The following is a 12505-nucleotide window of genomic DNA, read 5'->3' as shown; positions in this document are numbered from 1 at the left end:
CACCGGCTTAGCGGATCTTCGTCAGGTAGCTGCCCGGAATCGTACCCTTGACCAGCCACTCGTTGTCGCGGCGCGAGTTGGACAGCGCGTTGATCCGGGCCGTGAGGTCGTTCTTCGCCTCGCCCTTGATCCCGAACTGCTGCGCGACCTGCTTGCCGAAGGCGGCCTTCTCGGGCTGGGTCATCTCCCCGTTCGGCAGCGAGCCGTGCGGCACGACCACGTGCTGGCCCGCGATGCCGTCGATCTCGCCCTGGATCGAGCCCTGCACCGAGGCCGGGTCGTGGATCTCGACGCCGTTGACCTTCCCGCCGCCGATGTCCTGCTGCAGCTTGTTGTAGTCCACCTGGTACTCGTGGCTGCCGTACTGCTTGCCGCCGACACCCTTCGAGGGCGCGAAGGAGGTGTAGGGGCTGCTGCCCTTGATTGCCGGGTTGTTGCCGCCGATGACGTGCTGGGTCATCGTCGTCTTGCCGTTCGGGTTCGCGGGCTCCAGGTCGCCGTTCGCGTTGATGTGGGACTTGCCGACCTCGACCGGCTTGCCGGTCGTCTTGTCGATCTTCGGCTGCTTCGTCTTCGGGTCGTTCGGGACGAAGTGGTCCTGGGAGAAGTCGTTGTCCTCGCGCTTGATCGTCGGCTTCGTGCCGCTGCCCGGATCGTGGAGGATGTCCGAGAGCTTCTGCTTCAGCGCCGCGTTCTCGGTGGCCTTCTCGGCGTCGCTCACGCCGGTGCGCGCGGCGTTCTGCTCGAGCTTGTCCGCGATCTGCTTCAGCTGGCCGGCGTGCTCGACGTCCGAGCCCACGCTGCGCTTGACGACATCGGTGAGCTTGCTGCTCGAATCCCGGTAGAGGTCGGTGATCGCCTTCGAGGCGTCCTTGCCGAGCGATGCCCCGACCCGACTCGCCGCCTCGTCCAGCGCCTTGACTATCGCTTCGCTCATTCGCGCGCCGCTCCCTCGACATGTGGCCGCTACGCCGGGGAGCGTAGCAGCAGGACGGGGCGTTTCGATATGCCGACGTTGGCGTCGTCCGAGGAGGGGCATGCACTAGGTTGGGAAGCTGCAAGTGTGGACAATGGCTGACCCTATCGGGCGGAAGGCGAGAACGTGAGCGTGCAGGTGGAGACCGGACGCGCGAGCACCCTTCCCTGGGGGCTGATCACCTCGGACGCCGAACTCATCGCGCGGGTCACCTCGAGCCTCGCGGACGTGGAGGCGCTGCTCCAGGAGGCCGCGCACAGCGACCATCCGCTGATCCGCGAGTCGGCCGGCCACCTGGTCGAGGCCGGCGGCAAGCGCTTCCGTCCGCTGCTCACCCTCGTGGCGGCCGAGTTCGGCGAGGCGGTCGTCCCGGACGTGCTCGTGGCGGCCTGCGTCGTAGAGCTCACCCACATGGCCACGCTGTACCACGACGACGTGATGGACGAGGCCCCGCTGCGCCGCGGCGTGCAGACCGCCAACGCCCGCTGGGACAACTCGATCGCGATCCTCACCGGCGACTTCCTGTTCGCCAAGGCCTCTCAGCTGCTCGCCGACCTCGGCCCGGAGGCCGTGCGGCTGCAGGCGATCACCTTCGAGCGGCTCGTCACCGGCCAGATCAACGAATGCCTCGAGCCCGCCCCCGGCGAGTCGGCGATCGACCACTACCTGCGCGTGCTCTCGGACAAGACCGGCTCGCTGATCGCCACCTCGGCCCGCTTCGGCGCGCTGCTCTCCGGCGCCCCCGGCCCGGTCGTCGACCAGCTCACCCGCTTCGGCGAGGTCTTCGGCCTCGCCTTCCAGCTGGCGGACGACGTGTTGGACATCGCCGGCAGCCCCGAGGAGTCCGGCAAGGTCCCCGGCACCGACCTGCGCGAGGGAGTCCCGACCCTGCCGACCCTCTACGCGCTGGCCTCGACCGACGCCGCCTCCGCCCGCCTGCGCGAGCTGCTCTCCGGCCCCATCACCGACGACGACCTCGTCTCCGAGACCCTCGAGTCGCTGCGCGCCCACGAGGCCATGAACCAGGCCCGCGCCACCGCCCGCCGCTACGCCGACGAGGCCCGCGCCCTGCTCGCCACCCTCCCCGACATCCCCGCCCGCGCCGCCCTCTACGCCCTCTGCGACCTGGTCCACTCCCGCACCGTCTGAGCGGCGGTCGGCGTTGTGCCGACTTGCACCGACCGTGCTGTGCCGACGCCAGCATCCATGTCCGAAAGCCGCTAGAGACCGGGCGGGTCCGGGGTCATCATGGACTCATGGCGACCAGCGGAATTCAGACGGACGAGCACCGGTACGACGCCGTGCGCGGGCGTGATCCGCGGTTCGACGGCGTGTTCTTCATCGCGGTGCTGACCACCGGGATCTACTGCCGGCCGAGCTGTCCGGCGACGACTCCGAAGCGGGAGAACGTGCGCTTCTATCCGAGTGCGGCGGCGGCGCAGGCGGCGGGGTTCCGCGCGTGCCGGAGGTGCCGGCCGGACGCGGTGCCGGGCTCTGCGGAGTGGAACCTGCGGGCCGACGTGATCGGGCGCGCGATGCGGCTGATCAACGACGGTGTGATCGACCGGGAGGGCGTGTCCGGGCTCGCGGTGCGGCTCGGCTACAGCGAACGGCAGGTGCAGCGGCATCTCGTCGCGGAGCTCGGCGCGGGTCCGCTCGCGCTGGCCCGGGCGCAGCGTGCGCACACCGCGCGCGTGCTGTTGCAGACCACGAAGTTGCCCGCGACGGACGTGGCGTTCGCGGCGGGCTTCGCGAGCGTGCGGCAGTTCAACGACACGATCCGCGAGATCTACGCGGCGACGCCGACCGAGCTGCGCGACTCGGCGCGTAAGGCCGAACGGGGGACGAACGGCGGCAGCGGGATCTCGCTGCGGCTGGCGTACCGCGAACCGTACGCCCGCGAGCAGATCTTCGACTTCATCGGCGCGCGTGCGATCCCCGGCGTCGAGGAGATGGTCGGTGAGCGCGGCGACCGCGTGTACCGCCGGACCCTGAGTTTCGAGCACGGGCCCGGCATCGTCGAGGTGCGCGAGCGGCACAACGACGGTTCCGGCGGCGGCGGAGCGTGGCTCGACTGCCGGCTGGATCTGGCCGATCTGCGCGGGTTCACGACGGCGATCGGCCGGATGCGCAGGCTGTTCGACCTCGACGCCGACCCGGTGGCCGTCGCCGAGTACTTCGGTCCGCACGCCGTCCTCGGTCCGCTCAGCAGGAAGACCCCGGGCCTGCGCTCGCCCGGCGCGGCCGACGCGGACGAGATGGCGATCCGCGCGGTCCTCGGCCAGCAGATCACCGTGGCGGCGGCACGCAGGCTCGCGGGCACGCTCGTCGCCGAGCGCGGCGAGCCCCTGCCGGAGCCGACCGGCGGCCTGACGCACGTGTTCCCCGGGGCGCAGGCGTTGGCGGACGCGGACTTCGCCGAGCTGGGCATGCCGGAGTCGCGCAAGCAGACCCTGCGCACGATCAGCGGCGCGTTGGCCGACGGCAGCGTGCGCCTCGACCCGGGCGCGGACCGCGACCAGGCACAGCAGGAGCTGCTGGCACTGCGCGGCATCGGGCCGTGGACGGCCGGTTACCTGCGTATGCGTGCCCTGAGCGACCCGGACGTCGTGCCGGCCGGCGACGTCGTGATCAAGTCCGCGATGAAGAAGGCGGGCCTCGACCGTACCGACGTCGAGTCCTGGCACCCCTGGGCGTCCTACGCGATCCACTACTTCTGGAGCAACTCATGACTTCCACCAGCACAGCCACCATCTACACGACCACGGAAAGCCCCGTCGGCAGCTACCTGCTGACCGGAGTGCGCGACGCGTCCGCCCCCGGCGGCGTCGTGCTCACCGGCGTCACGCTGCAGGTCTGGAGCGAGGACAGAAACCGGCCCGTCGCCCGCATCGACGAGAGCTGGGAGCATGCGCCCGAGGAGTTCGCGCACGCGATCGCGCAGCTCCAGGGGTACTTCGCCGGCGACCTGAAGGAGTTCGACCTCGAACTCGAGCCACGCGGCTCGTCCTTCCAGCGCCGTGTGTGGGACGAACTGCGGAAGATCCCTTACGGCAGCACGACGACCTACGGCAAGGTCACGGCGGCCCTGGGCCTCGATCGCGTCGCGGCCCGCGCGGTCGGCGGTGCGGTGGGCTCCAATCCGCTCGGCATCCTCATCCCGTGCCACCGCGTCATCGGCGCGAACGGCTCGCTGACGGGCTACGCGGACGGCTTGGCCACCAAGGAGGCGTTGCTGGTGCTCGAGGGCGTGCTCCCGGAGCCGCTCGCCTGAGCTGCGCCGGCCGTCTGAGCCGCGGCGCTCGTCTGGGCCGCAGCGCGCGACGCCCCCGCCTGGCGCAGCCCGTCCACGGTGAGCACCGTCAGCGCGACCCAGACGATCCCGAATCCGATCCACTCGCTGCCCGCCGCGGTCTCGTGGTTGACGAGCACGCCGCAGAGCAGTTGGAGGACCGGTGTGAGGAACTGCAGCAGCCCGATCATCGACAGCGGCAGGCGGTTCGTCGCACCGGCGAACAGCAGCAGCGGAACCAGCGTCACCGCGCCCGCGAGCGTCAGCAGGAAAGTGACGTGCCACGCGGCGTGTCCGTAGACGGCGGTGCCGGCGACCTGCAGGTAGATGAGATAACCGAGCGCGGGCACGAACTGGTACCCCGACTCGACCGCCATCGACTCCAGCGCGGGCACCGCGGCGAGCTTCTTCAAAAGCCCGTACGTCCCGAACGAGCAGGCCAGCACGAGCGCGATCCACGGCAGGTGCCCGGCCGCGAATGCGAGTTCGAGCACTGCCACCGCGCCGATCCCCACGGCGAGCCACTGCGCGGGCCGCAGCCGCTCGTGCAGGATCAGCACGCCGAACAACACCGTCACGAGAGGGTTGAGGAAGTAGCCGAGAGCGGCGTCGATCACGTGCCCCGCGTTGACCGCCCAGATGTACGTCCCCCAGTTGACGCTGATGCAGACCGACGCGCCCAGCAGGAGCAGCATCTTGCGCGGCGAGCGCAGCAGCGGGCCGGCCCAGGCCCAGTGCCGCATCGTGGCGAGCACGAGCGCCACCGAGACCAGCGACCACAGCATCCGGCACGCCAGGATCTCCCCGGCCCCCGCGGGCTCCAGCAGCGGCCAGTAGAGCGGGAAGAGGCCCCAGATTCCGTACGCGCCGAAGCCGAATATCAACCCGCGCCGCCGCTCCGTCATGGGCGCAAGTCTAATTTGATTATTACGTGTGTCGATGCCCCGTCCGAATTCTGAACGGGGCATCGACACCGGATCCGCTAGCTGAACTTGAACCAGTTGACGTTGACGAAGTTGCCTCCGGTCGACGTCGTGAAGGTGACGTACACCGTGTGCGTACCGCTGGGGACGGGGCTCGCGGTGGCCGTCCCGGTGACCCAGGTCTGCCAGCCACCGGTGCCGCTGACGTTCACTGTCGCGAACGGCGTGGCGGTCAGCGAGTCCAGTCGGAACTGCACCGTGCCGATATTGGTTCCGGTGTCGGCCGAGGCGATGCGGGCCTGCACGCTGCCGGACAATCCGCTGCCGAAGTTGACGCCGGTGTATTCGAGCCAGCTGGCGGAGTTGATCCAGCCGACGTCGTTGCCGCCGCCGGTGTCCGCTGTGGCCTCGTTCTGGGTGGAGTTCTGCGCGGCGTACTGCGACGCCGTGAGAGTCACCGGGTTAGCGGAATTCGAGGTGCTGCCGCCGGTGAACTCGAACCAGTTGACGTTGACGAAGTTGGCGCCGGTCGACGTCGTGAAGGTGACGTAGAGCGTGTGACTACCGGTGGGTGTTGGCGACGCGCCCGAATCGGAGCTCGTCACCCACGTCTGCCAGCCGCCTGTGCCGTTCACGTTGACGGTGGCGAACGGTGTGGCCGTCAGCGAATCGAGCCGGAACTGGATCGATCCGATGTTCGTGCCGGCGATTGCCGAGGCGTCGCGTACCTCGACGCCGGTGTACCCGCTGCCGAAGTTGACGCCGGTGTATTCGAGCCAGCTGGCGGAGTTGATCCAGCCGACGTCGTTGCCGCCGCCGGTGTCCGCCGTGGCCTCGTTCTGGGTGGAGTTCTGCGCGGCGTACTGTGACGCGGTGACCGACATCGTTCCAGAACCGCCGCCGGTCGATGAACCGGTGGGCAGCTTCCACTGCTGCTGCGCGGAGTCCGTGCAGGTCTCGATGTCGAGCCTGGAGCTCGTGTTGCCGCCTGGATCAGTCAGGCAGAGCCCTGAATTCGGATTCACCAGTTCGCCGTTGGACTGGTACGTCCAGTTCTGCGCGTTCGACCCGTTGCACGCATACCAGTCGACGTTCGTGCCCGAGGTAGTCCCCGCACTCACCACGTCGAGGCACCCTCCTTGGACGCGCACCGTCCCGTCCGAGTACGGCGACCACTGCTGGCCGGGGTCTCCGTCGCAGCCGCTGACCACGATCGGATTGCCTTCGGTGTTGAGCACGTTCTGGTTCGCGGCGCACAGGCCGTTGATGCCGGTGACCGCTCCGGTGGCGGTCGCCGTCCCGGTGGGCGTGGAGTTGCCGCCCTGCTCGTACACGGCGACGTAGCCCACGCTCATCGAGGCGCCGGAGGAGGTGGCCGACGTCGGCGTGGTCGAGCCGTACACCCCGTCCGGGTAGTTCCCGCCCATCGCGAGGTCGAAGATGATGAAGAAGCCGTGGTCGACGGCCGCCTGCCAGGCGGCCGTGCCGACGGACGCCTCGGTGATGGTGCTCTCCACCGTGCCGTCCATCACGAACTCGAGCGTCTCGGCGCTGGTGTTCGTGCGGTCCACGATCACCGAGTACGTGTGGTACCCGGTCTGGCAGGACGAACTCGTGTCAGGGCACGAGATCAGCCCGTGGCCGCTGCTGCCGGCCGAGTCGTGCAGCGTCTGCGAGGCCTGGTTCAGGCCGTTGACGTCCTCCATCATGTCGATCTCGCCGGACTGCGGCCAGCCGCCGCCGGTGCGCATCGGCGAGCCGAGCGCCCAGAACGCGGGCCAGTAGCCGAGGCCGTTGGCGGGATTCGGCTGCTCGATCGACGCGGTCATCTCGAGCTTGCCGCCGGCCGGCGCCTGGAAGTCGTCCCGCGTGCTCTCGATACGCGCGGAGTCCCATGTGCCGTTGTTGTTGGTGGCTTTGAGCACGAGGTGCCCGCTGCCGTCGAGGTAGACGTTGTTGGTCGAATTCGTGGTCTGCTCGGTCTCGCCGGTGCCGTAGCCGGTACCGATGTCGTAGAACCAGTTCTGCGCGGACGGCGCGGAGCCGGCGGCTCCGGCGAAGTCCTCGCTGAACACGGTGTTCCATCCCGAGGGGGCCGGCGGCACGGTGACGGCCGACGCAGTGGGCGCGAACGCTATCGTCGCGGCCGCGACGCCGGTGAGACTCCCGGCGAGCAGGGCGGCGCTGGTGAGTAAGGCGCGGAAGTGTGCGGGCATGCTGGAGTTCCCTTTCAACGCGGCGCGCGCAGTTCGGGTGCGAGGTGCCTTGGCGCGGACTGGGAGAGCGCTCTCCAATCACGGAATTGTTTACGGCCGCGTAACACCGCTGTCAAGAGCTGAGCCAGGTTCCGGTACTTGGCGGGTGCGAAAACGACGGCGCCCCGGGCGTACCCGACCGAGATCGTCGGGTACGCCCGGGGCGCCGGAACAGCGGCTCAGCCCTCTTCGTCGCCGTCCTCCTCGCCCTCGCGCGGCAGCAGCCGGTAGGACGGGTTGGTCATCGCCAGGTAGCCCTCGGTCTCGCCGACCATGCCCTCGACGCGGACCTTCGCGCCGGGCTCGATGCCCGGGATGGACCGGCGGCCGAGGAACACCAGGGTGATGCCGCCGGTCTCGTCGTAGAGCTCGGCCTCCAGCGCGGGCGAACCCGAGACCGGGCCCACGTACACGCTGCGGATCCGGCCCTCGAGCGTCGCGCGGTTGCGCCAGCGCACTTCGCGGACCGCGATCGGCGGGCGCACCTCGGTGTGCGCGCCACCGGCGGGCTGGTCCTCGTCGATCACGCACTCGGCGTCCAGCAGCATCTTCTTGGTGCGCCGCACCTGGTGCGCCGGCGTGCCGTCGTTCCTGGTGCCCGCGCCGGGCTTGGCCCGGCCGCCGCGGGTGACCTTGCCGGAGGCCCCGTCCGCCGAGGCGCCCTGCATCTCCTCGATCGCCTCGACCACGTCGAAGGGCACGATCATGGCCGCGACGTGCGGCTGCCGGGAGACGGCGCCGGCGATCTTGTCGGCCGTACGGTCGTGCAGCAGCCGGCTGGTGAAGGCGTAGACGCGGCGCGGCAGCATCACGGTGACCTCGGTTCCGGTCTCCTCGTGCGTGCGGGCCGCGAGTTCGGCCGCCGCGCGGCGCAGCCGCCGGTCCGGGACCTCGATGACCTCCAGCGGCACGTCCGCGGCGACCGACGCGTCCCAGCGCTTGCGCAGGTGCTCCGCGTGCTTCGAGTCGATCATCAGGTGCACGGCGCGCAGTTCGACCGGCCGCAGCGAGCGCGCGTAACGCAGCGCCTTGACGACCGCCAGGTCCACGGAGTCCACCATCACCAGCACCGTGCTGCGGGTCAGCGTCGGCACGCTCGCGCTGGCCGGGGCGCCGGCCAGCGCCGCCGCTTCCCTGCGGTACCGCTCATTCAGCTTGATCAGCGCGAACACGCCGATCGGGAAGATCACGACGACCATCCACGCGCCTTCGGTGAACTTGAAGATCGCGAAGATGAGCACGACCGCCGCACTCAGCACGCACGCGGTGCCGTTGATCACGAGCTTGATCGTGCGGCCCTTCTCGTTGCGGTTCTTGTGGTACTTGAACAGGCCCGCGGCGGCCATGGTGAAGCCGGTGAACACGCCGATCGCGTAGAGCGAGACCAGCCGCGTCAGGTTGCCGCCGGTGAAGACCAGCAGGCCCATCGAGATGGCCGCCAGCACGATGATGCCGTTGGAGAACGCCAGCCGGTGGCCGCGGTGCAGGAACTGCCGCGGCAGGAAGGAGTCCTCGGCGACGAAGGAGGCCAGGAAGGGGAAGCCGTTGAACGAGGTGTTGCCGCCGGTGTACAGGATCAGCGCGGTGGCCAGCTGCACGATCGTCAGCATCACGTTGCCGAAGCCGTTGTGGCCCCAGATCAGGCTGGAGAGCTGGCCGAGCACCGAGGGGCTGCCGGACGAGTACGGCGTGGCGTGGGTCTGCCAGGCCAGGATCGACACGCCGAGCACCAGCGAGCCCAGCATCACGGACATCCAGACCATGGCCTTGCGCGCGTTGCGGCCGGCCGGCTTGCGGAAGGCCGAGACGCCGTTGGAGATCGCCTCGAGACCGGTCAGCGAGGAACCGCCGTTGGCGAACGCGCGCAGCAGGCCGACGATCGCGATCCCGGTCAGGATCGCGTGCGTGCCCGCGCCCGAGTCGAGCTGGGTGCCGAGCGCGCCGCCGTACTTGGTGTCGCTGAAGTTGGTCGCGTGCGGCAGGTCGCCGATGATCAGCCGGATCAGGCCGGCGACGACGGTCAGCCCGATCATCGACACGTAGAAGTACATCGGGAAGGCGAACGCCCGGCCCGCCTCCCGGATCCCGCGCAGGTTGCCGTAGCAGAGCAGGATGATCATGAAGATCGAGATCCAGATGCTCCAGCCGGTGATGTCGATGTTGAAGGTCAGCGACAACCAGGAGGAGACGGCGATGGTGCCCGCCGCGATCTGCACGGCCACGGTCACGATGTAGTCGATGAGCAGGGCGACTGCGGCGACCTGGGCCACCTTCACGCCGAACTGCTCGCGCGCCACGACGTAGGAGCCGCCCGCCTTCGTGTAGACCGAGACCACGTCCCGGTAACACAGCGTCAGCACGATCAGCAGCACCAGGATCACGCCGGTGATCGGCATCACCAGGGCGAAGCCGGCCAGGCCGAAGACCGGGATCAGCTGGGTCAGCATCTGCTCGGTGCCGTATGCCGAGGAGGAGATGCAGTCCGGCGCGAGCACGCCGAGGGCGATCGGCCGGGACAGCTTCTCGCCGTACAGCTGGTCGTTGACCAGCGGCTTGCCCAGGAGAGTGCGCTTGACCCGGTAGCCGAGGCTCTCCGGGATGTCCACCGCGGCGGCGGACAGCGCTGGGGGTTGCGCTGCCGCGTCGGACGCCGCCTCGGGTGTCGTCCCCGTGGTTGAGGTGCTCATGTCTGCCGGTTGCCTCTGCTCACTCTGTTCTGCCCTCGGGCCGCACGCCCGCCGCGGTGGTGCGCACAAGCCTTTTTGCCAGCTGCATACGCTTCTGACGCAATGCTCATGCCCTCACCAAGGATCGTTCCTACCATCGACCTGGTCGGTTCATCCACTTGTCCGACCGCCGGTGGTGTGAGAACTGTGCGAGAAGAATTGAGTTAGGCTAAGTGAGTTATCGAAACGTATCTTACCCCCGTCCGGCGGCTAGCCTCCCACGGTCCAGGTGTCGCCTCCGGCGAGCAGCGCGCCGAGGTCGGGCGCCTTCTCGCCGTAGCCGGCCGTGGTGAGCTGGTCCGCCATCAGATCGTCGTAGACGGGCCGCCGGACGCTGCGGAACACGCCGATCGGGGTCGGCGAGAGTGTCGCCGGGTCCTGCAGCCGGGCGAGCGCGAAGGCGTACGCCGGATCGTCGGCGGCGACGTCGTGCGTGACGGCCGGGCGCGGGTCGGTGAGATCGGTCACGGTCAGGCCGCGCCGCTCGCCGTCCCACACCACCTTGTGCTCGCCGTAGACCAGCGGGGCGTCCGGCTCGAGCCGCAGCAGGTGCCGGTCCCGCTCGCCGGGGGCCTTGAGGTGCTCGAAGGCGTTGTCGTTGAAGATGTTGCAGTTCTGGTAGATCTCCACCAGCGCGGTGCCCGGGTGCTGGGCGGCCGCGGTCAGCACCGAGGTCAGGTGCTTGCGATCGGAGTCGATGGTGCGGGCGACGAAGGTGGCCTCGGCGCCGAGCGCCAGGGAGACCGGGTTGAACGGCGCGTCCAGCGAGCCGTACGGGGTGGACTTGGTCACCTTGCCCGGCTCGGAGGTGGGCGAGTACTGGCCCTTGGTCAGCCCGTAGATCCGGTTGTTGAACAGCAGGATCTTCAGGTTCACGTTGCGGCGCAGCGCGTGGATCAGGTGGTTGCCGCCGATCGACAGGGCGTCGCCGTCCCCGGTGATCACCCAGACCGACAGGTCGGGGCGGGCCGCGGCGAGGCCGGTGGCGATCGCCGGGGCGCGGCCGTGGATCGAGTGCATGCCGTAGGTGTTGAGGTAGTACGGGAAGCGGGAGGAGCAGCCGATTCCCGAGACGAACACGATCTTCTCGCGGTTCAGGTTCAGGCTCGGCAGGAAGCTCTGCACCGCGGCCAGCACCGCGTAGTCCCCGCACCCGGGGCACCAGCGGACTTCCTGGTCGGACTTGAAATCCTTCGCCGACAGCGCTCCGGCCGAGGCCGTGACGTCCAGCATCACTCAGCAGCTCCAAGCATGTCTTCGATTTCGCCGGCAAGTTCGGTCGAGGTGAAGGGCAGGCCGCGGACCTTGTTGTAGCCGACCGCGTCCACCAGATAGCGCGCCCGGACGAGCAGGGCGAGCTGGCCCAGGTTCATCTCCGGGATCAGCACCCGGTCGTACCGGCCAAGCAGCTCGCCGAGGTTCGGCGGGAAGGGGTTCAGGTGGCGCAGGTGGGCGTGCGCGACCGCGCCGCCGCGCTCGCGCACGAGCCGGCAGGCGGCCTGGACGGGCCCGTAGGTCGAGCCCCAGCCGAGCACCAGCAGGCGGGCGGAGCCGTCCGGATCGTCGGCCTCCAGCGGCGCGATGCTCTTCGCGATCCCCGCCACCTTCGCCGCGCGGGTGCGCACCATGTGGTCGTGGTTCGCCGGGTCGTAGGAGATCTCCCCGGTGACGTCGGCCTTCTCCAGGCCGCCGATCCGGTGCTCGAGACCCGGGGTGCCGGGCACGGCCCAGGGCCGGGCCAGGGTCTCCGGGTCGCGCTGGTAGGGCAGGAAGACCTTGTCGTCCGGGTAGTCCTCGGGCTGCGCGAACGTGGCGGCCTCGCGCAGGTCGGGCAGCTCGTCCACCGGCGGGATCCGCCACGGCTCCGAGCCGTTGGCCAGGTACCCGTCGGAGAGCAGGAAGACCGGGGTGCGGTAGGTCAGCGCGATCCGCACCGCCTCCATCGCCGCGTCGAAGCAGTCGGCGGGCGAGCGCGGCGCCACGATCGGCACCGGGGACTCGCCGTTGCGGCCGAACATCGCCTGCAGCAGGTCGGCCTGCTCGGTCTTGGTGGGCAGGCCGGTCGAGGGCCCGCCGCGCTGGATGTCGCAGATGATCAGCGGCAGCTCGAGCGAGACGGCGAGGCCGATCGCCTCCGACTTGAGCGCCACGCCGGGACCCGAGGTGGTGGTCACGCCGAGGGACCCGCCGTAGGCCGCGCCGAGGGCCGCGCCGATCGCGGCGATCTCGTCCTCCGCCTGGAAGGTGCGCACGCCGAAGGCCTTGTGCTTGGCCAGCTCGTGCAGGATGTCGGAGGCCGGGGTGATCGGGTAGGAGCCGAGGAACAGCGGCAG

General features: G+C 69.6%; 8 protein-coding genes and 1 pseudogene. 3 read left to right on the top strand and 6 right to left on the bottom strand.

Annotated elements, in window-relative coordinates; all coding sequences use genetic code 11:
- Positions 1-7: 7 nt before the first annotated feature.
- Positions 8-937 (bottom strand): hypothetical protein, encoded by a 930-nt coding sequence (locus VG296_RS03655; RefSeq protein WP_325563028.1) that lies wholly within the window; start codon positions 935-937, stop codon positions 8-10.
- A gap of 171 nt (positions 938-1108) precedes the next feature.
- Between VG296_RS03655 and VG296_RS03650 the strand changes: the two genes are divergently transcribed.
- From VG296_RS03650 to VG296_RS03640, 3 genes are all read left to right on the top strand, one after another.
- Positions 1109-2125: a polyprenyl synthetase family protein gene (locus VG296_RS03650; RefSeq protein WP_349259448.1), complete on the top strand. Its 1017-nt coding sequence runs from the start codon at positions 1109-1111 to the stop codon at positions 2123-2125.
- A 107-nt stretch (positions 2126-2232) separates the two neighbouring features.
- Complete coding sequence (locus tag VG296_RS03645; protein WP_325563024.1) at positions 2233-3708, top strand: AlkA N-terminal domain-containing protein; 1476 nt, start codon at positions 2233-2235, stop codon at positions 3706-3708.
- Positions 3705-4250, top strand: coding sequence for a methylated-DNA--[protein]-cysteine S-methyltransferase (locus tag VG296_RS03640; protein ID WP_325563022.1), 546 nt, complete (start codon positions 3705-3707; stop codon positions 4248-4250). The genes VG296_RS03645 and VG296_RS03640 overlap by 4 nt, the downstream gene beginning before the upstream one ends.
- Here VG296_RS03640 and rarD read toward each other — a convergent pair.
- The 5 genes and pseudogenes from rarD to VG296_RS03615 all read right to left on the bottom strand — a co-directional run.
- Positions 4178-5173, bottom strand: coding sequence for an EamA family transporter RarD (rarD, locus tag VG296_RS03635; RefSeq protein WP_325563020.1), 996 nt, complete (start codon positions 5171-5173; stop codon positions 4178-4180). The two genes, VG296_RS03640 and rarD, sit on opposite strands and share 73 nt — an antisense overlap.
- Positions 5174-5250: 77 nt before the next feature.
- Positions 5251-7407, bottom strand: a complete 2157-nt coding sequence (locus VG296_RS03630) for a carbohydrate-binding protein (RefSeq protein ID WP_325563018.1) — start codon at positions 7405-7407, stop codon at positions 5251-5253.
- Positions 7408-7625: 218 nt separating this feature from the next.
- Complete coding sequence (locus VG296_RS03625; RefSeq protein WP_325563016.1) at positions 7626-10133, bottom strand: amino acid permease; 2508 nt, start codon at positions 10131-10133, stop codon at positions 7626-7628.
- A 249-nt stretch (positions 10134-10382) separates the two neighbouring features.
- On the bottom strand, positions 10383-11405 hold the full coding sequence (locus VG296_RS03620) for a 2-oxoacid:ferredoxin oxidoreductase subunit beta (protein ID WP_325563014.1): 1023 nt from the start codon (positions 11403-11405) through the stop codon (positions 10383-10385).
- Positions 11405-12505 (bottom strand): annotated as a pseudogene (locus VG296_RS03615) (2-oxoglutarate ferredoxin oxidoreductase subunit alpha); the annotation flags it as partial. The pseudogene VG296_RS03615 and the gene VG296_RS03620, both read right to left, overlap by 1 nt.

Origin of the sequence: Actinospica sp., from assembly GCF_035552695.1 — a bacterium.
Classification (GTDB): Bacteria; Actinomycetota; Actinomycetes; order Streptomycetales; family Catenulisporaceae; genus Actinospica.
Note: the sequence above shows the minus strand (reverse complement) of the source record. Positions and strands in the feature narration are given on the sequence as shown.

Bases quoted from the DNA above. Each gene is read 5' to 3' on its own strand.
- VG296_RS03630 (WP_325563018.1), bottom strand. From the start codon at position 7,407: ATGCCCGCACACTTCCGCGCCTTACTCACCAGCGCCGCCCTGCTCGCC.
- VG296_RS03625 (WP_325563016.1), bottom strand. From the start codon at position 10,133: ATGAGCACCTCAACCACGGGGACGACACCCGAGGCGGCGTCCGACGCG.
- VG296_RS03655 (WP_325563028.1), bottom strand. From the start codon at position 937: ATGAGCGAAGCGATAGTCAAGGCGCTGGACGAGGCGGCGAGTCGGGTC.
- VG296_RS03640 (WP_325563022.1), top strand. From the start codon at position 3,705: ATGACTTCCACCAGCACAGCCACCATCTACACGACCACGGAAAGCCCC.
- VG296_RS03620 (WP_325563014.1), bottom strand. From the start codon at position 11,405: ATGCTGGACGTCACGGCCTCGGCCGGAGCGCTGTCGGCGAAGGATTTC.
- VG296_RS03645 (WP_325563024.1), top strand. From the start codon at position 2,233: ATGGCGACCAGCGGAATTCAGACGGACGAGCACCGGTACGACGCCGTG.
- rarD (WP_325563020.1), bottom strand. From the start codon at position 5,173: ATGACGGAGCGGCGGCGCGGGTTGATATTCGGCTTCGGCGCGTACGGA.